At 45.2% G+C, this 26,059-nt stretch carries 12 protein-coding genes, 5 tRNA genes, 3 rRNA genes, 3 pseudogenes and 1 other annotated feature; of the genes and pseudogenes, 16 read left to right on the forward strand and 7 right to left on the reverse strand.

Annotated features, from left to right (window positions below; genetic code table 11):
* Positions 1 to 14: 14 nt before the first annotated feature.
* Positions 15 to 3,149 carry an efflux RND transporter permease subunit gene (locus PK654_RS02780; RefSeq protein ID WP_271697553.1) on the forward strand — a complete coding sequence of 1,045 codons (3,135 nt, stop codon included), beginning with the start codon at positions 15 to 17 and terminating at the stop codon, positions 3,147 to 3,149.
* A gap of 79 nt (positions 3,150 to 3,228) precedes the next feature.
* Here PK654_RS02780 and PK654_RS02785 read toward each other — a convergent pair whose 3' ends face one another.
* Positions 3,229 to 3,597, reverse strand: a complete 369-nt coding sequence (locus PK654_RS02785; protein WP_271697554.1) for a PilZ domain-containing protein — start codon at positions 3,595 to 3,597, stop codon at positions 3,229 to 3,231.
* 172 nt (positions 3,598 to 3,769) lie between these two features.
* The gene (ettA, locus tag PK654_RS02790) at positions 3,770 to 5,437 is read right to left on the reverse strand and encodes an energy-dependent translational throttle protein EttA (RefSeq protein WP_271697555.1); all 1,668 of its coding nucleotides are present in this window, start codon (positions 5,435 to 5,437) and stop codon (positions 3,770 to 3,772) included.
* Between the two features lie 222 nt (positions 5,438 to 5,659).
* Here ettA and sltY point away from each other — a divergent pair, with 222 nt between their 5' ends.
* Positions 5,660 to 7,588, forward strand: coding sequence for a murein transglycosylase (gene sltY, locus PK654_RS02795; RefSeq protein WP_271697556.1), 1,929 nt, complete (start codon positions 5,660 to 5,662; stop codon positions 7,586 to 7,588).
* 100 nt (positions 7,589 to 7,688) lie between these two features.
* Positions 7,689 to 8,003: a trp operon repressor gene (gene trpR / locus PK654_RS02800; protein WP_271697557.1), complete on the forward strand. Its 315-nt coding sequence runs from the start codon at positions 7,689 to 7,691 to the stop codon at positions 8,001 to 8,003.
* A gap of 59 nt (positions 8,004 to 8,062) precedes the next feature.
* On the opposite strand, the gene yjjX is transcribed toward trpR, so the two are convergent.
* From yjjX to PK654_RS02820, 4 genes are all read right to left on the reverse strand, one after another.
* Positions 8,063 to 8,590: an inosine/xanthosine triphosphatase gene (gene yjjX / locus PK654_RS02805; RefSeq protein WP_271697558.1), complete on the reverse strand. Its 528-nt coding sequence runs from the start codon at positions 8,588 to 8,590 to the stop codon at positions 8,063 to 8,065.
* On the reverse strand, positions 8,590 to 9,768 hold the full coding sequence (pheA, locus tag PK654_RS02810) for a prephenate dehydratase (RefSeq protein ID WP_271697559.1): 1,179 nt from the start codon (positions 9,766 to 9,768) through the stop codon (positions 8,590 to 8,592). Before pheA ends, yjjX begins: the two co-directional genes overlap by 1 nt.
* Positions 9,769 to 9,790: 22 nt before the next feature.
* Positions 9,791 to 9,912, reverse strand: a sequence feature (Phe leader region).
* A gap of 156 nt (positions 9,913 to 10,068) precedes the next feature.
* Positions 10,069 to 10,401, reverse strand: a complete 333-nt coding sequence (hpf, locus tag PK654_RS02815) for a ribosome hibernation-promoting factor, HPF/YfiA family (RefSeq protein ID WP_271697560.1) — start codon at positions 10,399 to 10,401, stop codon at positions 10,069 to 10,071.
* A gap of 432 nt (positions 10,402 to 10,833) precedes the next feature.
* A complete protein-coding gene (locus PK654_RS02820) occupies positions 10,834 to 11,559 on the reverse strand; it encodes an outer membrane protein assembly factor BamD (protein WP_271697561.1) in 726 nt (241 codons plus the stop codon).
* Between the two features lie 138 nt (positions 11,560 to 11,697).
* Between PK654_RS02820 and rluD the strand changes: the two are divergent.
* The 12 genes and pseudogenes from rluD (at position 11,698) to PK654_RS02880 (ending at position 23,739) form a co-directional block, all read left to right on the forward strand.
* Positions 11,698 to 12,673, forward strand: a pseudogene (gene rluD, locus PK654_RS02825) (23S rRNA pseudouridine(1911/1915/1917) synthase RluD).
* A pseudogene (gene pgeF, locus PK654_RS02830) lies at positions 12,673 to 13,400 on the forward strand (peptidoglycan editing factor PgeF). The pseudogenes rluD and pgeF overlap by 1 nt, the downstream one beginning before the upstream one ends.
* A 98-nt stretch (positions 13,401 to 13,498) precedes the next feature.
* A complete protein-coding gene (gene clpB, locus PK654_RS02835) occupies positions 13,499 to 16,072 on the forward strand; it encodes an ATP-dependent chaperone ClpB (RefSeq protein ID WP_271697562.1) in 2,574 nt (857 codons plus the stop codon).
* Positions 16,073 to 16,583: 511 nt separating this feature from the next.
* Positions 16,584 to 18,135, forward strand: a 16S ribosomal RNA gene (locus PK654_RS02840).
* Between the two features lie 124 nt (positions 18,136 to 18,259).
* Positions 18,260 to 18,335: transfer RNA gene (locus PK654_RS02845), tRNA-Glu, on the forward strand.
* Between the two features lie 2 nt (positions 18,336 to 18,337).
* Positions 18,338 to 18,413, forward strand: a tRNA-Lys gene (locus PK654_RS02850).
* Positions 18,414 to 18,440: 27 nt separating this feature from the next.
* Positions 18,441 to 18,516, forward strand: a tRNA-Ala gene (locus tag PK654_RS02855).
* A 41-nt stretch (positions 18,517 to 18,557) separates the two neighbouring features.
* Positions 18,558 to 18,633, forward strand: a tRNA-Val gene (locus tag PK654_RS02860).
* Between the two features lie 350 nt (positions 18,634 to 18,983).
* A 23S ribosomal RNA gene (locus PK654_RS02865) occupies positions 18,984 to 21,882 on the forward strand.
* A gap of 161 nt (positions 21,883 to 22,043) precedes the next feature.
* A 5S ribosomal RNA gene (gene rrf, locus PK654_RS02870) occupies positions 22,044 to 22,159 on the forward strand.
* The 16S, 23S and 5S rRNA genes sit together here with 5 tRNA genes alongside, the layout of an rRNA operon.
* A 90-nt stretch (positions 22,160 to 22,249) precedes the next feature.
* A tRNA-Asp gene (locus tag PK654_RS02875) sits at positions 22,250 to 22,326 on the forward strand.
* A gap of 1,068 nt (positions 22,327 to 23,394) precedes the next feature.
* Complete coding sequence (locus PK654_RS02880) at positions 23,395 to 23,739, forward strand: DUF3316 domain-containing protein (RefSeq protein ID WP_271697563.1); 345 nt, start codon at positions 23,395 to 23,397, stop codon at positions 23,737 to 23,739.
* A 105-nt stretch (positions 23,740 to 23,844) separates the two neighbouring features.
* Here the strand turns inward: PK654_RS02880 and nlpI are convergent, their stop codons facing one another.
* Positions 23,845 to 24,789: a lipoprotein NlpI gene (gene nlpI / locus PK654_RS02885; RefSeq protein ID WP_271697564.1), complete on the reverse strand. Its 945-nt coding sequence runs from the start codon at positions 24,787 to 24,789 to the stop codon at positions 23,845 to 23,847.
* Between the two features lie 734 nt (positions 24,790 to 25,523).
* Here nlpI and PK654_RS02890 point away from each other — a divergent pair.
* Positions 25,524 to 26,051: pseudogene (locus PK654_RS02890) on the forward strand (GGDEF domain-containing protein); the annotation flags it as partial.
* Positions 26,052 to 26,059 lie beyond the last annotated feature (8 nt).

The raw sequence follows: 26,059 nt of genomic DNA on the forward strand, positions 1-26,059 counted from the left end.
ATCCGGAGGCTGACATGTTTGCGATAATTGACGCCGCGCTTTCCCGCTCGCGCACTATGATCACCCTGCTGATACTGATCCTGTTTGCCGGGGTGGCTACCTATATCACCATTCCCAAAGAGTCCAGCCCGGACATTACCATACCTATTATCTATGTCAGTGTCAGCCATCAGGGGATCTCGCCCGATGATGCTGAACGCCTGCTGGTTCGCCCGATAGAGCAGGAACTTCGCTCTATAGAAGGGGTGAAGGAGATGAGCTCTAACGCTTCAGAAGGACACGCTTCTGTTACGTTAGAGTTTAATGTGGGTATGAATCTGGATAAGGCAATGGCGGATGTGCGTGATGCCGTTGATCAGGCTAAGCCTAAGCTGCCTGCGGACAGTGATGAGCCTACGGTGAATGAAGTGACTCTGGCCAGCTATCAGCCCATTCTTTCGGTCGTTTTGTATGGCACAGTACCGGAAAGAACCATTGTACAAATCGCCCGTCAGTTGCGTGACAGACTGGAGGGCTATAAGCAGGTTCTGGAAGTGGATATTGCCGGTGACCGGGAAGATATTGTCGAGATCGTGGTCGATCCGCTGCTGATGGAGAGTTATAACCTTGATCAGGGCGATATCTATAACCTGATCTCACTAAATAACCGGGTTGTTGCCGCTGGCTTTGTCGATTCCGGCCATGGCCGTTTTTCCGTCAAGGTTCCTTCGGTATTTGAGTCCCTTAAAGATGTACTGGAGATGCCGGTAAAAGTGGACGGTAAGCAGGTGATTACCTTTGGTGATATTGCTACTGTGCGTCGCTCATTCCGTGACCCGGAAAGTTTTGCCCGTCTGGATGGAGAATCAGCCGTTGTTCTGGATGTAAAAAAACGAGCCGGCGAAAATATTATTGAAACCGTAGATCTGGTTAAAACTCTGCTGGCAAAGGCACAGCAGAGGGAAGACTGGCCGGCAAACCTGATGGTGAAATACACCTGGGATGAGTCAAAGGATGTGAAGATCATGCTGAGTGATCTACAAAATAACATCCTGTCGGCCATTATTCTGGTGGTTATTGTTATTATCGCCATTCTTGGTGTCCGTACTGCATTTCTGGTTGGCGTTTCTATCCCCGGGTCTTTCCTGACAGGCTTGTTGGTACTCTCCGTATTTGGTTTAACGGTCAATATCGTAGTGCTGTTTTCCCTGATTATGGCGGTAGGTATGCTGGTGGATGGCGCTATCGTGGTGACTGAATTTGCCGACCGGCGAATGCATGAAGGCATGCCAAGGGGAGAGGCCTATCGTGATGCGGCTAAGCGCATGGCCTGGCCGATTATCGCATCTACGGCCACCACCCTTGCCGCCTTTGCTCCGTTACTATTCTGGCCGGAAGTGACCGGCGAGTTTATGAAGTATTTGCCCATGACACTTATTGCCACCCTGACAGCCTCCCTGATTATGGCGCTGCTGTTTGTTCCTGTGCTGGGCAGTTTAATTGGTAAAGAGCAGTATATTCGTCCGGCAGTGCGCAGTGAGATGGTAGCGCTGCATAACGGTGATTTTTCAAAAGCGACCGGACTGACCAAGCTCTACTATCAGACTCTGTCTGTTGCCGTTAGTCATCCGTGGAAAATTTTGCTTAGCGCTATTTTGCTATCTGTCGGTATCGGCTTTTCCTACTTTAAAGCTGGATTGGGGGCTGAGTTTTTCCCTGAGGTTGATCCTCCTTCGTTTACTATTAAGGTTCGCTCATACGGTGATCTCTCCATTCAGGAAAAAGATCACATTATGTCGGATATTGAATCCAGAGTACTGGGCGGCAAAGAGTTTGAAAGTGTTTACACCAAAACCGGAGGGGATGACTCTATTGGCCAGATTCAGATCACCCCTGTTGACTGGCAGTACCGCCGTCCGGTTAGTGAAATAATCGAAGAGCTGCAACAGAAGCTGTCTGGTTATGCCGGTGTTGAAATCGAGTTTAAAAAGCCCGATGCCGGGCCACCGAGTGAGCACGATCTGGTGATTGAAATCTCTTCCCGTGACAACAGTATTCTGGATGAAAATGCCAAAATAGTCCGTCACTGGGCTGATGGTTATGCTGCCTTTACCAATATCAGTGATTCCTCCAGCAAACCGGGTATCGACTGGAAAATTGATATCCAGAGAGACGATGCCGGCCGCTTTGCTGCGGATGCTACCTTAGTAGGTAATACGGTTCAGTTTGTCACTAATGGTCTGAAGATTGGAGATTATCTGCCCGATGATGCCAGTGAAGAGGTGGATATTCTGGTTCGTTTTCCTCAGGAGCAGCGAGACATTGGCCGTTTTGATCAGCTTAGGGTGAAAACGCCTGCGGGATTGGTGCCAATCACTAACTTTGCTGAAATCAAACCCAGCAAAAAGCAGGACACCATAAAGCGTATTGATGGTCAGCGGGTTATTCAGGTAATGGTGGATCTTAAAGAGGGCTACAATCTGGCTCTTGAGCTTCCTAAGGTTTCTGCAGAGCTTGAAAAGCTAAACCTGCCTGACACTGTTGAGTTTAAACTGCGCGGACAGAATGAGGATCAGGAAAAATCGTCTGCTTTCCTTGAGTCTGCATTTGTGGTCGCTCTGGCAGTAATGGCGCTTATTCTCATCACTCAGTTTAATAGCTTCTATCAGGCATTCCTGATCCTGAGTGCGGTGCTTTTCTCAACCGTGGGTGTCTTTGCCGGCTTGCTGATCTTCCAGCGGCCGTTCGGTATTGTGATGTCCGGTATCGGGGTGATTGCCCTTGCCGGTATTGTGGTAAACAACAATATCGTATTGATCGATACCTATAACCAACTGCTTAAACGTGGCTTATCCAGAAGGGAAGCGGTACTCAGAACCGGTGTACAGCGTTTAAGACCGGTAATGCTGACAACAGTCACCACCATACTTGGCTTGTTGCCTATGGTATTGGAGATGAACATAGACCTTATTAATCAGAAGATTGAGTTTGGTGCGCCGAGTACCCAATGGTGGTCTCAGTTAGCCACGGCGGTAGCGGGCGGGCTGGCCTTTGCCACTGTCTTGACTCTGGTATTGACGCCGTGTCTGCTTATGTTGAGTAAACATAAGCCGAAGCAGGAGGCTCAGCAAAGTTCGTCAGCTATAAATGAAGAGCTTGCCAGAGAGTAAGTTTCACAGCCGAAATAGAAAAAATGCCAACAAGTTATGTTGGCATTTTTTTTAAGCTTACTGTTCGTAGTGATCTGCTTTAGTGGTGGTCACCAAGATCGGAAAGATGTTCGATTTCACGGTGAAGCAGCTCTTCATCACCGACATTCAGCTCCACTAAACGTTTCAGGTGGCTGATGCTGTCGATATCGATATGTTCGATACTGGTTCTAATAAATTTATCCGTTACTTCAACAATATGAGCCTGAAGGGAGATAACAATATCACTGTCCGGTATATGGAAGAAAATATCCACCGGATGAGTCTGATCAAGCTCTGCATCTGGTGCGGTCAGCAATAATCCGTGTAGAGAGAGATCCATGATTGAACTACTGACCTTAAGCTGTCCCTGATGTATCTCAGCAGGCGCCTGATAAATAATCCGGGAAAAGCGTCTTCTTTCGCTCATATTTCCTCTCTCTCTATTTTTATTTGAATGCATTGATAAGGTTAACACCATATCTCTTTTCAACAAAAGTAACCTTAAATAAACAGGTTACAGTTTGCCAACGGGCTCTCATCTTACATGTGAATAACAAAAAGCCGCCCATTTTAGGCGGCTTAGATATTGTGAAATCAGTTTATTTCGCAATACGCTTGTACTTAATACGATGAGGTTCAGCCGCCTGAGCACCAAGAGTCTGCTTCAGCCACTCACTATACTCAGTATAGTTGCCTTCATAGAAATTGACCTGCCCTTCATCACGGTAGTCAAGAATATGAGTGGCAATACGGTCCAGGAACCAACGGTCGTGCGAGATAACCATGGCACAGCCCGGGAACTCGAGCAGAGCTTCTTCCAGAGCACGTAGGGTTTCTACGTCAAGGTCGTTGGTTGGTTCATCGAGTAACAGAACGTTACCGCCCGCTTTAAGCAGTTTGGCCAGATGGACACGGTTGCGTTCACCACCAGACAACTCACCAATCACTTTCTGCTGGTCGACGCCTTTAAAGTTAAAGCGAGAACAGTATGCACGTGCCGGAATCTCAAAGTTGTTGATCTTAATGATATCAGCGCCTTCAGAAATCTCCTGGAAGACGGTTTTGCTGTCGTCCATGCTGTCACGGAACTGATCAACGGAAGCAAGATGTACGGTATCACCTAGTTCAACTGTACCTGAATCAGGTTGTTCTGTACCGCTCAACATCTTAAATAGTGTTGATTTACCGGCACCGTTTGCACCGATAATGCCGACGATCGCACCCTTAGGCACACTAAATGACAGATCATCAATCAGTACACGATCACCAAATGACTTAGTCAGGTTGTTTACTTCAATAACCTTGTCACCCAGACGTTCACCCGGCGGGATAAACAGTTCGTTAGTTTCATTACGTTTCTGGTGGTCGCTGCTGTTCAGTTCTTCAAAGCGGGCCATACGTGCTTTAGATTTAGCCTGACGGCCTTTAGGGTTCTGACGTACCCACTCCAGCTCTTTCTCAATGGTTTTCTGGCGGGCTTTTTCCTGAGAAGCTTCTTGTTTCAGACGCTCATCTTTCTGCTCCAGCCAGGAAGTGTAGTTACCCTGCCAAGGAATACCTTCACCACGGTCAAGTTCCAGAATCCAGCCGGCAGCGTTATCAAGGAAGTAACGGTCGTGGGTAATGGCAACAACAGTACCGTTGTAATCAACCAGGAAGCGTTCCAGCCAGCCGACAGACTCAGCGTCAAGGTGGTTGGTTGGTTCGTCAAGCAGAAGCATATCTGGTTTTTCCAGCAGAAGACGGCAGATAGCAACACGGCGGCGTTCACCACCGGAAAGTACCGAAATTTTCGCATCCCACTCAGGCAGACGAAGTGCATCAGCTGCACGTTCAAGAGCGTTTTCCAGATTATGACCATCTTTGGCCTGAATAAGTGCTTCAAGCTCACCCTGCTCTTTGGCAAGAGCATCGAAATCAGCATCAGGTTCAGCGTAAGCGGCGTAAACTTCGTCCAGACGTTTTAATGCACCGGCTACATCAGAAACCGCTTCTTCAACGACTTCACGAACGGTTTTAGACTCATCAAGCTTAGGTTCCTGAGGCAGATAACCTACGTTCAGGCCCGGTTGAGGACGTGCTTCACCATCAATATCGGTATCGATACCCGCCATAATACGCAGAAGCGTAGATTTACCAGCACCGTTGAGGCCTAAAACACCAATTTTAGCGCCGGGGAAAAAGCTTAAAGAAATGTCTTTCAGAATTTGACGCTTAGGTGGCACGATTTTGCTCACCCGCGACATGGTATAGACGTATTCAGCCATCGCCGATTGATCCTATTTCGATAAAAAATTAAAGCAGCATTTTATACCAATTTGCTACGCCTGAGAACGGCATAAATTGATAGCAGAATCATAGACGACATTTCTGCTTTTTTAGCTTGATTTATAGCCCACTAGTTTCCTAACATTAGAGATACGTTGAAGGAAAACTTGCGGTAATGGTCGATGTAACGATTAGTTAAGTTATCAGGAATTGGATATCGGATGTTTAGGATAAACCGACTCGTATCTGCTGTGTTGCCTTTATTGGCTCTCTCTTCTGGTGTTATTGCTTCACCAGCGTCTCTTGACCAGCAGCGAGTGATTTACCAGAAAGCCCAGAAGTATCTGGACAAAAAACAAGTAGACGAATATATGCAGATCCGCGATCAAATCGCGGATTACCCTCTCACGCCTTATGTGGATTACCGTACTTTTCTGCTTAATATCGGCAAGCGGACGCCTGAAGAGGTAAATCAGTTTGTTGAACAGCACCAGTCGTTCCCTTTTTCCAACAGTATTCGTGCTGCCTATCTGGACGCATTAATAAAAAGTGGTGACTGGCAGACTTTCTACCAGTACCAGACTACTGAGCCGAGAATGGAGAAGTATCGCTGTAGTTATTTTTATGCTCAGTTGAAGAATGGCAACGAGAGCAAAGCTTTTAAAGGGGCTGAACAGCTCTGGCTGAGCGGTCACAGTATTTCAGATAATTGCGAGCCGCTGTTTAGTGAGTGGCAGAAGGCAGGTTTAAGAAGTGATGACCTGATATTAAGGCGTATGCTGCTCAGTTTTGAGCGGAACAGTAATACACTGCTCAACTATCTTGCCAAAATGACCACCAGTGAAAGAAGTAAGCTACAGGCTAAAGAGCTTAAATATCTGGCAAGAAACCCGGAATATGTCACTGAATTTGCTCAGAAGTATCCGCCGACAGATCATAATCGTAAAAAGTCTGAAATTGCAGTAAAGAAACTGGCAAGAAAAGATGCTGAGCTGGCGCAGAGGATTGTCGCTATTGTGATAGCTGCGCAGAACATTGAGGGAGAGCAGGCTCAGAAGCTAAATGACTATATCGCTGTGCGGTTACTGGATACCGAGAAAATGTATTTGGCGGCATGGCGGGATCAGGTGCTAAGTACCTCTTCAGATGTTTCTGCCCTTGAACGACGTATTCGCCTTGCCATACGTCAGGCCGACTGGCCGATGATCTCTGTCTGGGTTAAAAGGCTTCCTCAACAGAGTCAGAATTCACTGCGCTGGCAGTATTGGCTGGGGCGCAGCGAACTTGCCCTCGGCGAAACCAATGAAGGAATAGCGCGCTTACAAAAGCTACTGGGTAAGCGCAACTTCTACAGTGTTGCCGCCGCGAAATCGCTCGATAAACCGGTTACTTATCAGGTTATCCGTACTCAGATGGATACTGATATCCTTCAACCTTACCAGACAAGTCTTATTCGCATTAACGAACTGATTGAAGTGGATAAGATCACTGCAGCTAAGCGTGAGTGGAACTGGTTACTGTGGCAGGTGAACAAGCAGGAACAGCAGGCTCTGGCGGTATATGCGGCCGAAAAAGACTGGCACCACCTGACCGTGAAGGCCACCATAGAAGCTAAAATGTGGGATCATACCGCCCTCAGGTTCCCTATTGCCCATCAATGGTGGTTCAACTTTTACGGAGACAAACATAAGGTTGATCCTATTACCCTGATGTCTGTTGCCAGACAAGAGAGTGCTTTAGATGTTCAGGCCCGTTCTCCTGTCGGGGCGCGCGGGATTATGCAGATTATGCCAACCACGGCCAGCTATACCGCGAAGAGATTTAAGCTGAGCTACAAAGGAGCGGGTGACCTGTACAATGTTGGTAAAAATATTGAGATCGGCAGCCGTTATCTGAATAGTTTATTACAGCAGTATGATGATAACCGGGTGTTTGCTTTTGCTGCGTACAATGCCGGCCCGCACAGAGTGAAGAGATGGCGTAAGAGAAGCAATGAGAGTCTGGATGTGTTTGCCTTTATTGAAGCGATTCCTTTTAAAGAGACCAGAGGGTACGTTCAGAACATTCTGATGTTTGAAACCTATTACCGTGATCTTATGGGAGTAGAGGGAGATTTCCTTCGGCCAAATGAATTACTGACTAAATATTAAATTAAAATCAAACAGAAAACTCTATATACTCAAGCTATAATAAGTCGGGATTTGCTGCTTATTATGGCTTGATTTTCTATTAATCACTAAGAGTGTAATTATGTCTTTGACCCCAGAGTTTACGGACTGGCAACACCTGCTGAAGCTGGTAAAAAGTGCTGCCGAAAATGACCAACATGAAATGCTGTTGACGTCGCTGCTTACGCAGGATGAGAGAGAGGCTCTGGTAGCAAGGGTCAATATTTTTAACGAACTGCTAAAAGGCGATATCTCTCAGAGACAGATCAGCCAGATGCTGGGAGTGGGTATTGCGACTATTACCCGTGGCTCTAATGAACTGAAATCTCATACCAAGGAAGAGAAGGCCGCTCTGTTCAAGCTGCTGAGTGATAATAAAAATGCCAGAGAAAGCTGATATTGTATTTAGCTGACACTGGCATTGATAAAAGACGACTGACTTAAAGGTGAAGCCGGTTAAAGATTGTCCGGAAAGTATTCCCGATTTATAAAAGGGATAAGCGCCAGAATTAAAGCCTGACGATAAACGGAACTGCGGGTCAGAAGGTGTTGGGTAAGCAGGCCGATAGCACCACCTTTCTGTTTTATGTTCTCAGTAGAGAATACCTCATCCATTACATCGCCGAGCTCCATTCCTGACTTCAGCTTCTCTAGTACCACAGGCGGTAGCATCAGGCTTGATGAACGAGACTCTCCCCGCTGAGTGTGCGATTCAATAATCATCCATGCAAAAGTGAAGTCACCTTCATTGCCAGCTTCCAGCCCGACATAAAAATCGGCATCTTCAATCTCTTGCTTGGCATTTCTTACCCTGTTAAGTGCACCTTGCTTAGTTTCGCTATCTGACATGGGCTGATCAGGTACTTCACTTGCGACACTGACTCCCTCAAAGCTGAAGTTATCATCAGGAAACACATCTTCAAAAGCACCTTTCACAGCATTAATCTTGGCCGGGTTTAGTGAAGCTACAATAACTTTTTTCATCAGCTTAGTTTCACCTGTGTTGGCTTGACGTTTTCACTCGGATAACAACCGAGCACTTTTAGATGACGGGTAAGTTGAGTAAGTTCACTGATGGCTTGCTGCATCTGCTCTGACTCCAGATGCGCTTCCAGATCAACGTAAAACATCTCTTCCCATGGGTTGCCGATAATAGGACGGTTTTCCAGCTTTCTCATATTGATATCGTACTTCTGCAGAACCAACAGGGTTTTAACTAACGAACCGGCTTGCTGAGAAGTGGACATAATCAATGTTGTCTTGGCCGGAATTTGTGCCGATACTTCAACTGGTTTTCTGGCGACAACAATAAAACGGGTATGGTTTTCAGTTTGATTAGCAATATTGCCCTGAACTTCCTGCAGGCCATACAGTTTTCCGCTTGAAGCATGACCGATTGCCGCAGAAGTAGGGCTGTTTAACTCTTTTACTTTTTGCATCGCGTCAGCTGTGCTGGCACAAGATTCAAGTTCGACTCCTTTCAGGCGGCCAAGGAATTCGCTGCATTGCTGATGCGGTTGAGGGTGAGAATATAGAGTCTTAATCTCCTCCAGACGAATACCGCTCGTGGCGAGAATACAGTGTTCAATAGGAAGGGTAATTTCACCGACAATATAAAGGGTGGTGTGTTGCAGCAGGTCGTACACTTCATTGATCGAGCCGGAACTGGTGTTCTCAATTGGTAGCACGCCATAATCAGCATGACCGGACTCAACGGTTTTAGTCACTTCCTTGAAGTGGTCGCAATTAAGTTCGATTAGCTCGGTATTTTTACGGCTGAAGTACTCTCTGCTGGCAAGATGAGAGTATGAGCCTTTTGCACCAAGGTAAGCAACACGGGCAAGGGGCTTACGGCTTTGTTCCGGATTAGCAAGATTTTGCAGGTAGGATTGCTGAAGCAAAACCGAGTCTTCAATAATAGTGTGAAACAGCTTAGTAATATACTGAGCATCTAACTGGTATTTTTTATCACCATTTTCAATCAGCTTAACCAGTAGTTGTTGTTCACGTTGAGCATCCCGTACCGGTTTGGATGTTTCAATTTTGCTTTTTGCTACTTCAATACTAAGCGCCCTGCGCTCAGACAACAGCTGTAGAAGTTGATCATCTAAATCGTTTAAACGAAGTCGAATCTCATCAAGAGAAATATTACCTTCTGTCATGTTAATCGCCTGCAATCCCTATAATAAAAAAGCCTCCCTTTGGGAGGCTTTCTGTTCGTTTTTGACTTATTTTTCTAAAACGAGCTCAGCCTCTCTGGTTAAGAGAGAAAAAAGAAGTCAAAAAAGAACACTGAAGTGTTTGTCATATTTGCTATATACCTTGTACTGAACTCTGTTGTGCCTTATGAAACCATGTCATCTGGTCACCGGATATACACAATAAGCAAGGGGCAACAATGCGTCAAGCAAAAAAAAGCGCCCTAAGGCGCTTGATTTTAGAATTCGGATTACCGGACTGAGCTAGTCAACTTCATCGGCTTCAGGTATATCAGCATGAGTTGCGCGTCTTGCTTCAGGCTTATGGCTTAGTTTATTTAATTGACGCTCTAGTTTTTGCTCTACTTCGGTGATTGCCTTATACAGGTCTTCATTAACTGACGAAGCAACAAGTTTTCCTTTGGGTACCGAAATGCTCGCTTCGAACTTCATTTTTTTACCGGGCTCTTCACTAATTGCAGTCTGGCAACCAATGATATCAACTTGCCACTTCTCTAGCTTCTTAAACTTCGCTTCAATATGAGCACGGATTGCAGAGGTGATTTCAAGATTTTTACCAGTCATGTTTATTTTCATAGATGTTTTCCTCTGTTGCATCCCTTATGGGTTAACTTCAGATTACTGCTTCAACGATTAAATATTGTGATCTGAGTCACTCAAATGGCGAGGGGATTTCTTATGGTTATTAAATGTGATCTGATACAAATCTTTTAAGATTAACCAACAAAAAAAGCTTGTAGTACTATGGAATCTCTATAGATTGGGAGACAGTAGCGTACTAAAAATAACTCCTTTTTTAGGGGTTTTGTTCGATTTAAACTCCCTCACTGTCTACTTTCTAATCAATAATAAAATGTGATTAAGATCACTCCTAATCTAGGCGCAACTTCTGAGCCGTTGAACATATCATCTAACGAACCTTATCTAACGGATAAAGTTAATCTGTTTTGAGCAAGAGAAAGAAATAGCGGTTAAAGAAAAGCCGCTTTAGTCAGCGGCTTTGAAAATTTAGATTGGGTTTAGCTTTATCAGCTTTTCTGTCCTGGCTACAGCATCTTGTATTCCAAGTTGCTTATAAGCTTCCAGCTGAATTTGCAGTGACTTTCTTGCTGCAACCGTATCAGGGAAGGTCTTTTGTAACTCCTGACAGCGGTTGATTGCTGCAATCCATGCTTCGCGGCGAAGATAAAAATCCGCTGTGGCAAGATCATAATTAGCAAGGCGGTTTTTCAATGCAAACAGACGTTTTTCTGCATCCGCGGCGTAAGGGCTGTCCGGATAGCGCTGTAGCAGACGTTTAAAATCTGCAAAGGCTGATTTGGCTGGTTCAGGATCTCTGTCTGAACGATCAAGGTTGAAAAGATCGTGCATATAGTTTCTGTCTTGCGCCATATAGGACAGGCCACGCATATAGAGAACCCAGTCCATCTTTACATGTGTCGGGTTTAATCTGATAAATCTCTTTATGGTCGCCAAACCTAGCGGAAGGTCATTGCTCTTGTAGTATGCATAAATGAGGTCTAACTGTACTTGTTCTGAGTACGGGCCAAACGGGTAACGAGAGTCCAGTGCTTCTAGCTTGCTGATTGCAGTCTGCCAGTTACCATTTCTCAGTGATGTTTGCGCCTCTGTGTAGAGCTCGGCTGCTGGAATATCAGGTACAATTTCATCACTGCTAGAGCAACCAAAAAGCAGGGTGAGGGTAAGTAAACCCGATAAAGTGCGGTATTTCATGTCCGGATTTGATTCCTTGGATGTAAATAAATCTGATGCTTCCGTTACTTTCTTACAGTTAACAGATAGAATAAAAAGCAATGGTACATTTTTTCATAGTCCTGAGCATTAGTCTCATAGTTTTTTAAAAAGTTCGATATGGCACAGCAGATAGAGTTAACGGAAACAGTAAAACAGAGTCAACTTGGTCAAAGATTAGATCAGGCGATAGCAGAGTTATTTTCAGATTTTTCCCGCTCACGGCTAAAAGAGTGGTTACTGGATGGTAAGGTCACAGTTGACGGAGCCGTTGCAACCAAACCACGCGTGAAGGTGATGGGCGGCGAGAGCATTACTGTGCTTGCTGAACTGGAAAATGAAGAGAGATGGGAAGCTCAGGATATTCCTCTGAACATAGTGTATGAAGATGAGGACATCATTGTTATTAATAAGCCGCGCGACTTTGTCGTTCACCCGGGAGCTGGAACTCCTGACGGTACAGTACTGAATGCACTGCTTCACCACTATCCGGCGATTGCTGAAGTGCCGCGTGCCGGTATTGTTCATCGTCTGGATAAAGATACCACCGGCTTAATGGTCGTGGCTAAAACAGTTCCGGCTCAGACAAGGCTGGTCAGGGCACTTCAGAAGCGAAATATTACCCGTGAGTATGAAGCGATTGCCATTGGTAAAATGACAGCTGGCGGAATGGTTGAGAAACCAATCGGCCGGCATTCAACCAAAAGAACACTGATGGCGGTTAAATGAGCTTGGTAAGCCTGCGGTAACCCATTACCGGGTTGCTGAGCACTTCAGAGAACATACCCGTATTCGCCTGCGTCTGGAAACGGGCAGAACTCACCAGATTCGCGTTCATATGTCTTATCTGCAGCATCCGCTGTTGGGTGATATCGCTTATGGCGGTCGTGCCCGTATCCCTAAGGGAGCCTCACAAGAGCTGACTGATATGATCCGCCAGTTCGACAGACAAGCTCTTCATGCTGTGATGCTGAAGTTTACTCATCCGGTAAGTGGTGAAGAGATGGAGTTTCATGCTCCTGTTCCTGACGATATGGTGGCGATGGCGGAAGCACTTAGAGTGGATGCAAAAATCAACAAGGAAGAAGACATTTAATGGAGTTAATAACCCCTGACTGGCAAGTTCCTGCCAATATAAAAGCGTTTAGTTCAACAAGATTAGGCGGATTGTCAAAAGGAGCCTATCAGGGGTTAAATGTCGGGGCTCATGTAGAAGATGACCCAATATACTGGTGTTACAAAACCGGGCCCTGCTTAAGCAGTTTTCATCCATGCCTGCCGAACCTGTCTGGCTGAACCAGACTCACTCCACAAAAGTGGTACACCTGCAACAATCTACTAAACCAATTGCGGATGCTGACGGCAGCTTTACCTCAAGTAAGGGAGTGGTTTGCTGTGTGATGACGGCAGATTGTCTGCCTGTTTTAATGACAGACATTGAAGGAAGCAAAGTCGCTGCTGTTCATGCCGGCTGGAGAGGCTTGGCTGACGGTATACTTGAGAATGCGGTTAAAGAGTTTGATAAACCAGTCATTGCCTGGCTGGGGCCAGCGATAGGAAAGAGTGCTTTTGAAGTCGGTATCGATGTGTTTGATGCTTTTACTAAGTATGATGCCGCAGCCGAAGAGGCTTTTTCGGCAAAAAGTGACGGTAAGTATCTGGCCGATATGAACTTGCTTGCCACTCAGAGGTTAAACGCAGTCGGTGTAGATTCGATATTCCGTAGTGATATGTGTACCTATGATGATCCTTCGTTGTTCTACTCTTACCGGCGCGATGGGGTAACCGGGCGGCAAGCAACATTTATCTGGATAGAAGACTAACACCTCAAAATCTTGTTTTAGCAACCTGATTCCCTTGAAATTAACCACGCTAGTTACCATCTTTCTAGCATTAGTAGTTTATCTGTATTGAGGTTGCTATGCGCTTAGATAGATTTACCAGCAAATTTCAGGTTGCCATTTCTGATGCCCAGTCACTGGCATTAGGACGTGACCACCAATATATAGAGCCGGTCCACCTGATGGTTTCATTACTGAATCAGGATGGCAGCGCAATTCGCCCTCTGTTAACCATGTTGAATGTCGATGTGGTTCAATTAAGATCCAAATTATCGGAAATGTTAGATCGTCTGCCGAAGGTAAGTGGTATAGGCGGCGATGTTCAGCTCTCTGGCGGAATGGGCGTACTGTTCAACCTGTGCGATAAAGTTGCTCAGCAGCGTCAGGACTCTTATATCTCATCTGAAGTATTTTTATTAGCGGCAATTGAAGATAAAGGCCCGCTTGGCGATCTTCTCAGAGAATTCGGGCTAACTGAAGAATCACTATCTAATGCCATAGAGCAAGTACGCGGTGGTCAAAAAGTGGATGACCCAAATGCGGAAGAGAAACGTCAGGCTCTGGAAAAGTTCACTATTGATCTGACTGTACGTGCAGAACAGGGCAAACTTGATCCTGTGATTGGGCGGGATGATGAAATACGCAGAACCATACAGGTTCTTCAGCGCAGAACAAAAAACAACCCTGTTATTATTGGTGAGCCCGGGGTGGGTAAAACCGCTATTGTCGAAGGGCTTGCGCAACGCATTATCAATAATGAAGTTCCTGAAGGGTTAAGAGGTCGCCGGGTACTTTCTCTGGATATGGGCGCATTAGTGGCTGGTGCCAAGTATCGTGGTGAGTTTGAAGAGAGACTGAAATCTGTCCTTAATGAGCTCTCTAAAGAAGAGGGAAACATCATCCTCTTTATCGATGAGTTGCATACCATGGTTGGCGCCGGTAAAGGTGAAGGCTCAATGGACGCGGGCAATATGCTTAAGCCTGCTTTAGCCAGAGGTGAGCTTCACTGTGTAGGCGCAACTACACTGGATGAATATCGTCAGTACATTGAGAAAGATCCGGCCTTAGAACGCCGTTTTCAGAAAGTGCTGGTGGATGAGCCAAGTGTGGAAGATACCGTTGCTATTTTGCGTGGTCTGAAAGAGCGTTATGAACTTCATCATCATGTTGAAATCACTGATCCGGCTATTGTTGCCGCCGCCAGCTTATCTCACCGATATATATCTGACAGACAGTTGCCAGATAAAGCGATCGACTTGATCGACGAAGCCGCATCCAGCATCCGCATGCAAATTGATTCTAAGCCAGAGTCTCTGGATAAACTTGAGCGAAGAATTATCCAGCTTAAGATTGAACAGCAAGCTTTAGTGAATGAGAGTGACGATGCCAGTAGTAAACGTCTGGTATCTCTGAATCAGGAGCTGAGTGAAAAAGAGCGGGAATATGCAGAGCTTGAAGAGATCTGGAATGCAGAGAAAGCCGCTCTTTCAGGAACTCAGCATATAAAGTCTGAACTGGAACAGGCAAGAATGGACATGGATTTCGCCAGACGGGCAGGTGATCTTAACCGCATGTCTGAACTTCAGTACGGACGTATTCCTGAACTCGAGAAGCAACTCGATCTGGCTACTCAGGCAGAAATGCAGGAGATGAGTCTGCTTAAGAATAAAGTGACTGACAGCGAAATTGCGGAAGTGCTTTCAAAACAAACGGGTATTCCAGTTTCAAAAATGCTGGAAGCCGAAAAAGAAAAGCTCTTGCGTATGGAAGAGGTAATGCACAAGAGAGTTGTCGGCCAGCAGGAAGCAGTAGAAGTCGTGGCCGATGCAATTCGCCGTAGCAGAGCAGGGTTATCCGACCCTAATAAGCCGATAGGCTCTTTTCTTTTCCTTGGGCCAACTGGTGTTGGTAAAACTGAGCTGTGTAAAACCTTGGCCAACTTTATGTTTGACAGTGAAGATGCCATGGTACGTATCGATATGTCAGAGTTTATGGAGAAGCACTCTGTTGCGCGGTTAGTTGGTGCTCCTCCGGGATACGTTGGATACGAAGAAGGTGGTTACCTTACTGAAGCGGTTAGAAGAAAGCCGTATTCTGTGATTCTTCTGGATGAAGTTGAGAAAGCGCATCCTGATGTATTCAATATCTTGTTACAGGTTCTGGATGATGGTCGTTTAACTGACGGACAAGGCCGAACGGTAGATTTTCGCAATACTGTTGTAATCATGACCTCGAATCTTGGTTCGACTAATATTCAGGAAAACTTTGCCACTCTCGACTACAACGGAATAAAGCGGGAAGTGATGGAGGTCGTGACCAAGCATTTCCGGCCAGAGTTTTTAAACCGGGTTGATGAGAGCGTGGTGTTCCATCCGTTAGGCAAAGAGCATATTAAGTTAATAGCCTCTATACAGTTGGAAAAACTGGCAAACCGCATGGCAGAAAACGGTTATGAACTTGAAGTCGCCGATAAAGCGTTAGAGTTGATCGCAAAAGTTGGTTTTGATCCTGTTTATGGTGCAAGGCCGTTGAAGCGGGCAATCCAGCAGAGTGTGGAGAACCCATTAGCTAAAGCTATCTTGGCAGGTAAAGTGAATCCAGATAAGAAGATTCAGCTGTTGGTCAATAAAGACAGAATAATTGCCCATCAGTAACCGTTAGGCATCTATAGATAGTATCTGGAAAAGAGGGAAACTCCCTCTTTTCTGCTGTTTTGCCTGTTTTTTGCTCATGCAATGTGTTTTTTGAAAAAAAAATAAAAATAGGGGTTGTGCTTATCATTTTTCTCCCTATAATGCGCCTCCGTTGTCACGGCAAACTTCACTGAGAAGTGCTACTGATAACAAGGCTGAAAGGCAATAACCGGGTCGGTTTTATCCACTTAAATTAAAGTGAAATAAAATTGCAAAAAGTGTTTGACACAGAAGGTTATCTCGCTAAAATGGCCGTCCGCTTTGAGAGACCAAATGGCCGCTTAAAGCAAAGCTCTTTAACAATTTAAACCTATCAATCTGTGTGGGCACTCGTTGATGATAATCAAATTAGAAACTTCGGTTTCAATTCGGTTTCAATGATACGAAGTGACCAACGAGTCGAAAGACTCAGCACAGTCAATTCAAACATTACTTATGTAATGTTCAGTATTCATTGAGCCAACAAAAACTTAAATTGAAGAGTTTGATCATGGCTCAGATTGAACGCTGGCGGCAGGCCTAACACATGCAAGTCGAGCGGAAACGGCAACATTGACTCTTCGGATGATTTGTTGGACGTCGAGCGGCGGACGGGTGAGTAATGCTTAGGAATTTGCCCAGTCGAGGGGGATAACTATTGGAAACGATAGCTAATACCGCATACGCCCTACGGGGGAAAAGAGGGGACCTTCGGGCCTTCTGCGATTGGATAAGCCTAAGTGAGATTAGCTAGTTGGTGAGGTAATGGCTCACCAAGGCGACGATCTCTAGCTGGTCTGAGAGGATGATCAGCCACACTGGAACTGAGACACGGTCCAGACTCCTACGGGAGGCAGCAGTGGGGAATATTGCACAATGGGCGCAAGCCTGATGCAGCCATGCCGCGTGTGTGAAGAAGGCCTTCGGGTTGTAAAGCACTTTCAGCAGTGAGGAAGGTAGTAATGTTAATAGCATTATTATTTGACGTTAGCTGCAGAAGAAGCACCGGCTAACTCCGTGCCAGCAGCCGCGGTAATACGGAGGGTGCGAGCGTTAATCGGAATTACTGGGCGTAAAGCGCATGCAGGTGGTTTGTTAAGTCAGATGTGAAAGCCCTGGGCTCAACCCGGGAAGGTCATTTGAAACTGGCAAGCTAGAGTACTGTAGAGGGGGGTAGAATTTCAGGTGTAGCGGTGAAATGCGTAGAGATCTGAAGGAATACCGGTGGCGAAGGCGGCCCCCTGGACAGATACTGACACTCAGATGCGAAAGCGTGGGGAGCAAACAGGATTAGATACCCTGGTAGTCCACGCCGTAAACGATGTCTACTTGGAGGTTGTTCCCTTGAGGAGTGGCTTTCGGAGCTAACGCGTTAAGTAGACCGCCTGGGGAGTACGGTCGCAAGATTAAAACTCAAATGAATTGACGGGGGCCCGCACAAGCGGTGGAGCATGTGGTTTAATTCGATGCAACGCGAAGAACCTTACCTACTCTTGACATCCAGAGAACTTAGCAGAGATGCTTTGGTGCCTTCGGGAACTCTGAGACAGGTGCTGCATGGCTGTCGTCAGCTCGTGTTGTGAAATGTTGGGTTAAGTCCCGCAACGAGCGCAACCCTTATCCTTGATTGCCAGCACTTCGGGTGGGAACTTCAAGGAGACTGCCGGTGATAAACCGGAGGAAGGTGGGGACGACGTCAAGTCATCATGGCCCTTACGAGTAGGGCTACACACGTGCTACAATGGCGTATACAGAGGGCGGCGAACTCGCGAGAGTAAGCGAATCCCAAAAAGTGCGTCGTAGTCCGGATTGGAGTCTGCAACTCGACTCCATGAAGTCGGAATCGCTAGTAATCGTGGATCAGAATGCCACGGTGAATACGTTCCCGGGCCTTGTACACACCGCCCGTCACACCATGGGAGTGGGCTGCAAAAGAAGTAGGTAGTTTAACCTTCGGGGGGACGCTTACCACTTTGTGGTTCATGACTGGGGTGAAGTCGTAACAAGGTAGCCCTAGGGGAACCTGGGGCTGGATCACCTCCTTAAACGATGATTGTGCATTGATGAGTGTTCACACAGATTGATTAGGTTTAGAAAGTGAAGAGAGTAAAGATACCTGCTTGATAGCGGGTATTATTGTGAAAGTGCCCAACACTTTTACATACCTATGTCCCGTTCGTCTAGAGGCCTAGGACACCGCCCTTTCACGGCGGTAACAGGGGTTCGACTCCCCTACGGGATACCATTGGGTCGTTAGCTCAGTTGGTAGAGCAGTTGACTTTTAATCAATTGGTCGCAGGTTCGAATCCTGCACGACCCACCATTTCTTTTTAAGAAGTGATCTCAAGATGGGGCTATAGCTCAGCTGGGAGAGCGCCTGCCTTGCACGCAGGAGGTCAGCAGTTCGATCCTGCTTAGCTCCACCATTCTTGATAAATTCTTTTCCACGAAGAATTAAAACTACAGTGGGCGATTAGCTCAGTTGGGAGAGCACCTCCCTTACAAGGAGGGGGTCACTGGTTCGAGCCCGGTATCGCCCACCATTCTCTAAATGTTTTTGGATAGACTCCAAACCAATGGTTGTTAATTGTTGGTTTGTTTTTCGTCGCTGAGAATCTTTAGAAAATGTCTATTACAGATATTGCTCTTTAACAATTTGGAAAGCTGACAGATAACAATTTGATTGATTGTTATCTAATTAAAAGTTCTCAAATCCTAAGTCTTTTTTAGATTTAGGTACCAACACACATTCAAGTGTTCTTGGAAGCAACATTACTGAGTAATGATGCTTATATTTGAGTCCGGCAAAATCGAAATGTCTCTCGCTCATTCAAATAATGAGAGACACAAACCTTGGTTGTTTGCCATACATAAAAACCTCTTGGGGTTGTATGGTTAAGTGACTAAGCGTACACGGTGGATGCCTTGGCAGTCAGAGGCGATGAAGGACGTATTAACTTGCGATAAGCGTAGATTAGGCAGTAAAAGCCACTTGAGTCTACGATTTCCGAATGGGGAAACCCAACTGCATAAGCAGTTACTGTTAACTGAATACATAGGTTAACAGGGCAAACCCGGGGAACTGAAACATCTAAGTACCCGGAGGAGTAGAAATCAACCGAGATTCCGAAAGTAGCGGCGAGCGAAATTGGATTAGCCCTTAAGCTTTTAATGATGCAGGTGAATGGTCTGGAAAGTCCAGCGATACAGGGTGATAGCCCCGTAACCGACACGTCATTATTAGTGAAATCGAGTAAGGCGGGACACGTGATATCCTGTCTGAATATGGGGGGACCATCCTCCAAGGCTAAATACTACTGACTGACCGATAGTGAACCAGTACCGTGAGGGAAAGGCGAAAAGAACCCCTGTGAGGGGAGTGAAATAGAACCTGAAACCGTGTACGTACAAGCAGTAGGAGCACCTTCGTGGTGTGACTGCGTACCTTTTGTATAATGGGTCAGCGACTTATATTTAGTAGCAAGGTTAACCGATTAGGGGAGCCGTAGGGAAACCGAGTCTTAACTGGGCGTCGAGTTGCTAGGTATAGACCCGAAACCAGGTGATCTAGCCATGGGCAGGTTGAAGGTTGAGTAACATCAACTGGAGGACCGAACCGACTAATGTTGAAAAATTAGCGGATGACTTGTGGCTAGGGGTGAAAGGCCAATCAAACCTGGAGATAGCTGGTTCTCCCCGAAAGCTATTTAGGTAGCGCCTCGGACGAATACTACTGGGGGTAGAGCACTGTTAAGGCTAGGGGGTCATCCCGACTTACCAACCCTTTGCAAACTCCGAATACCAGTAAGTACTATCCGGGAGACACACGGCGGGTGCTAACGTCCGTCGTGGAGAGGGAAACAACCCAGACCGCCAGCTAAGGTCCCAAAGTATAGCTAAGTGGGAAACGATGTGGGAAGGCTCAGACAGCCAGGATGTTGGCTTAGAAGCAGCCATCATTTAAAGAAAGCGTAATAGCTCACTGGTCGAGTCGGCCTGCGCGGAAGATGTAACGGGGCTAAGCTATACACCGAAGCTGCGGCAATATCTTTTAGATATTGGGTAGGGGAGCGTTCTGTAAGCCGTTGAAGGTGAACTGTAAGGTTTGCTGGAGGTATCAGAAGTGCGAATGCTGACATGAGTAACGATAAAGGGGGTGAAAAACCCCCTCGCCGGAAGACCAAGGGTTCCTGTCCAACGTTAATCGGGGCAGGGTAAGTCGACCCCTAAGGCGAGGCCGAAAGGCGTAGTCGATGGGAAACGGGTTAATATTCCCGTACTTCTTACAATTGCGATGGGGGGACGGAGAAGGCTAGGTGGGCCTGGCGACGGTTGTCCAGGTTCAAGTGCGTAGGCTGATTTCTTAGGTAAATCCGGGAAATCTTAAGGCCGAGACACGATGTCGAGCGCCCAAGGGCGTGAAGTGAAGTCATTGATGCCATGCTTCCAGGAAAAGCCTCTAAGCTTCAGATTGTAAGGAATCGTACCCCAAACCGACACAGGTGGTCGGGTAGAGAATACCAAGGCGCTTGAGAGAACTCGGGTGAAGGAACTAGGCAAAATGGTACCGTAACTTCGGGAGAAGGTACGCTTCTGACGGTGAAGTCCCTTGCGGATGGAGCTATCGGAAGTCGCAGATACCAGGTGGCTGCAACTGTTTATTAAAAACACAGCACTGTGCAAAATCGTAAGATGACGTATACGGTGTGACGCCTGCCCGGTGCCGGAAGGTTAATTGATGGGGTTAGACTTAGGTCGAAGCTCTTGATCGAAGCCCCGGTAAACGGCGGCCGTAACTATAACGGTCCTAAGGTAGCGAAATTCCTTGTCGGGTAAGTTCCGACCTGCACGAATGGCGTAATGATGGCCACGCTGTCTCCACCCGAGACTCAGTGAAATTGAAATCGCTGTGAAGATGCAGTGTACCCGCGGCTAGACGGAAAGACCCCGTGAACCTTTACTACAGCTTGGCACTGAACATTGAGCCTACATGTGTAGGATAGGTGGGAGGCTTTGAAACTGTGTCGCCAGATACAGTGGAGCCATCCTTGAAATACCACCCTTGTATGTTTGATGTTCTAACTTAGCCCCGTTATCCGGGGTGAGGACAGTGCCTGGTGGGTAGTTTGACTGGGGCGGTCTCCTCCCAAAGAGTAACGGAGGAGCACGAAGGTGGGCTAAACACGGTTGGACATCGTGTGGTTAGTGCAATGGCATAAGCCCGCTTGACTGCGAGAATGACAATTCGAGCAGGTGCGAAAGCAGGTCAGGTCATAGTGATCCGGTGGTTCTGAATGGAAGGGCCATCGCTCAACGGATAAAAGGTACTCCGGGGATAACAGGCTGATACCGCCCAAGAGTTCATATCGACGGCGGTGTTTGGCACCTCGATGTCGGCTCATCACATCCTGGGGCTGAAGTCGGTCCCAAGGGTATGGCTGTTCGCCATTTAAAGTGGTACGCGAGCTGGGTTTAGAACGTCGTGAGACAGTTCGGTCCCTATCTGCCGTGGGCGTTGGAGAATTGAAAGGGGCTGCTCCTAGTACGAGAGGACCGGAGTGGACGAACCTCTGGTGTTCGGGTTGTGTCGCCAGACGCATTGCCCGGTAGCTAAGTTCGGAATCGATAACCGCTGAAAGCATCTAAGCGGGAAGCGAGCCTTGAGATGAGTTCTCCCTGATACTTTAAGTATCCTAAAGGGTTGTCGTAGACTACGACGTTGATAGGCAGGGTGTGTAAGCGTTGTGAGGCGTTGAGCTAACCTGTACTAATTGCCCGTGAGGCTTAACCATACAACACCCAAGGGGTTTTGTTTTGGACTCAAATAGAACATTGAATGTGTAGTAAGACTTTTAAGCAGCTTTTCAAATTATTCGATTTGCAAGCAAATCTCACCCTAAAGGGCCGCACTAAAGTGCGTTTGAATTTGCGAGCAAATTGATAACAAATTTTGCTTGGCGACCATAGCGTTGTGGACCCACCTGATCCCATGCCGAACTCAGAAGTGAAACGCAATAGCGCCGATGGTAGTGTGGGGCTTCCCCATGTGAGAGTAGGACATCGCCAGGCTTGTTTCCTTGTTTTCAGATTTTAAAAATCTGAAGGCAAAACTAAATAAAGCGACTTGGTAAGACTTTGTTTGGTGACAATTTAAAGTGTGGAGCGGTAGTTCAGTTGGTTAGAATACCGGCCTGTCACGCCGGGGGTCGCGGGTTCGAGTCCCGTCCGCTCCGCCACTTATACTAAGCCTTAGCAGAAATGCTGAGGCTTTTTGCGTTTAGAGCGGTAGTTCAGTTGTGCCATCAATGTTCCCGACATTGACTGGTATTCACTCCATCCATGGAGATTTTAGCTTCTTTGTTAGGAAAAGCGGCCTGTGATGCGAGATAAAAGCTCTGGTTATTCAAGGGTGTATAGACCTTGCCTACATCATCTACCTCTTAAATAGGGCCTTATACTGCTCTTCTGTAGCCAAATCTTTAAGTTAGCACTCATAGAGACAAAATGTTCGCATTATAAGCGTTTAGTCGCTTTCAGCTTAGCTTGCCTTTATGACATAAATTGAGTTAGGACAATATAAACTGTGATCTTTATTCAAACATTCTGTAATTGATAGTATAATCAGTTATTCTTGTCGAAATGCTAAACGCGATATAAAAATGGGGGACGATATGGAGTGGTATGCTTTACTGGCGACATGTGCAATTTTTGCTTTAGTGTGCCTTAAGTTATCGAAAATAAAGAAAAGAAGACGGATACTTGAAAGGCTGTATCAGTAGCTTCTAGTAATAGGTTAAGGATAACCTCAATTCATTTCCAGTAGTATTTCAATTAACTCAATTAGTTGTACTATTTTCCTTATATTTAAAAGAAAAAATAACCACAAATTCTACTTTCAGTAGAATATTCACTCTTATTTTATGATCAACTGAATTCTTTCAAAAAAAAAGATAAATATTTTGCAACATTGATTAGTATCATTTCATTCATATTATGTGAAACTTATTACTATTAGTTTTTAGATTATATATAATTCAGTTTTTTTTATATGTAATATTCAAATATTACAACTTCATTTTCTTGATGTCTGTCATACAACTGCTACTTTTAATTTGAGAGTGCGAATAATTAATGAGCATTTTATCACACGTGTAGAATTTAGTTTTACTTCATTATAATACCTACATGGGGATGGTTATTTAGTTGTATTGATATATGAAGAGGGTTAGATTCGGAACGATCTAAAGGCATTATTTAAGTATTTATTCTAATGCCTGATAACGGATTCAGTATAAGGAACTACTATGAAAAAGTTAATTGCTATTACAGCAGGTTGTTTAATAACCTTTGGAGCATTTGCCGGTTCTATCGAAACAATACATCGAGATGCTAGCTTGACTACAGACACTTTCAGCTCTAAATCTGAAGCGCTTAATGCAGGTTTTAATATGTATGAATCTCTTGAAAGCGCCAGCAATCGCCAGCTGAAAGACAAGTTACCTACATTTGCCGATGACATTACTGGCGGGATCTCTATAGATAGCGCCAAAGTAAGAGTTGAAGAAATTCCTCTTTCAAGAGGTGATGTCAGGTACAGAGCGGTTGTCGATGTTAACTATCAATACGAAACATATGGTAATGATAATTAATGTATTTCGAAAGTGATTTAGGTTCTAATCGCTTATAACGAACTAATAAAAAAGAGTTCAAACAACATTTATAGTTTGAACTCTTTTATTTTGCTTCCGAGTAGGTTATTGGTTAAGGCTTACATACTCATTGTTTCTATTATCTTTCTTCTGAGCTGCTCTATATTCCTGAAAAATGCGATTTAGCTCTAAGAACGAATAACCATGCTCAACGTAGTTATATACGTTAAGTGAAATAGCTAACTTATATAAAGCCATCGCATCAAATACTTTACCTTTAGACTTTAGGTGTTTAGCAGTATAGAAATAGACTTCAGTTAGTTTTTGAGCCATAACTCTATTATTTGCCGTATCACGAATAACCTCATTTATAGCTGATTGCTGATCTATTTTCCCTAATGCAATACCAACTAATGTCCAGTTCCAGTCGTCGGTTTTATTTTTATAGGCAATCTCAAGATTATCTATTGCTGACTTTTCATCAACTGCACATTCAACAATAAAAAGCCAGAGTGCACGAAAAGGGTCACTTTTATCTTCATTGAAATGCGCTTTCATCTCTTCCAGAGCTAAATCCAGTCTGCCGGCGTAGTATAGAGCGACAGCTTTGTTTCTCTTTGGTGTTGAATCTTCGGGAGCCAACTCTATAGCAGCACTAAAAGCATTGAATGCTGCATCAAATTCTCCAACCTGAGTAAAGTACACCCCCAGACGGTTAAAAATCTTTGGTTGTGCCGGACTAATCTTGAGAGATTGGTTGAAATCCAGACGGGCTAGATCATGCAGACCCATATTGCTATATAGACGTCCGCGTTCGTAATAAACTTTCGCTTTATCTTCTTCAGTCAGGTCTTGTTGAAAAAGGATCTGATTGAGTTTAGCTATCTGCATCTCAAACCTAAGTTCTGGTTGCAGAGGTACCGCCATTACGGGATAAGTCAGTTCAGCTTCCGGGTTGCTTTGACCATGATGTGCGAAACTTGCTGAGCTATAACTTGCTGAAACAAGCATTGCACTTAAACCTAAAAACTTAAACCACTTTACCATCATTTTCCTCCACAAGTGCTCCCATAAAAATGACCAGAAGCGAAATACATATGCCTTATAACACGAAAAATACGTGTTTGGCTAATTATTGAGCAAAATATCAGTACGTAGATCTCAAAATTGGCGTGAGCTTTTAACTAAATCATATAGTGCATATGTAGAATGTTTAATATTCACCCGTTAAGTGATTAAATCTGAATGTATAAGCTCTTGCTTATAAGTTCTTTTTTTATTGGCTAACATCTTGTAACTATGAGCTTTGAATCAAACTTCGGCTGACGTGAAAATGAAAATCAATATAATTTCCGTATGAACTATTGGTTAAATGAATATCAGTAAATGGTAGAATATGACTAATCTGACAATTCTTATTCTGAGAGAGACGCTAGTGTGATGTTTTTATATCGATACAGACGACAGCTGTTGTTCATAGTGCCACTGCTAGCCCTTATCAGTTATCAACTAAGCTACTATCCGTCAGCTATGATAGATAGCGTATGGGATCTGGGCATAGAGTTAGCCCATATGTTGGTCTGCTTTGTGTTGTTTCTGAAAATAGAGGATATAAGAAAGGCCCGGGCCGTCTATTTTGCTCTGTTGATTTCTGTTTATCTTCTTCTGGTCGGAAGTGCACTGGATGTACTTGATGAGTTCATCGAGGTGCCGGAGCGTATGGAGTTGCTTGAGGATTTGTTTCAATCTTTAGGCTTTATATTTTTCATATTGTCGTGCTTTAAGTGGGTCGACTTTCATCGGACGCAAACCCGAATGATGCAAAATCTCGCCGAAGTGGACTCTCTTACCGGGCTATCGAATCGTCGTGCTTTTCTTAATATGAGCAAAAACTATTTTCGCCTCAATGAAGATGAGCAAGTCAGTATACTGGTTATTGACATTGATTTTTTTAAAACAGTCAATGACACCTATGGTCATCAGTTTGGTGATAAATTGCTGATAAAATAGCAAATGAGATAAAACTCTGTCTCAGGAAAGGTGACTATGTCGCCAGAATTGGCGGAGAGGAGTTTGTAGTACTACTAAAAAATGCCAGTATCTCACAGGCGGGTGATATTGCTGAAAACATAAGAATGAAAGTAGAAGCGATGCCAATCTATTTTGAAAATCAAAAAGTAGATAGCTCTGTCAGCATCGGCTATACCTCCAGCGCTGAAGAAGTAAAAGAGTTTGAGACACTGTTTTCCAAGGCAGATAAAGCTCTTTATAAAGCAAAGTCAGAGGGACGAAACTGTAGCCGCTATTTTGTTTAGTTACT

The organism is Vibrio sp. SCSIO 43137 (assembly GCF_028201475.1).
Classification (GTDB): Bacteria; Pseudomonadota; Gammaproteobacteria; order Enterobacterales; family Vibrionaceae; genus Vibrio.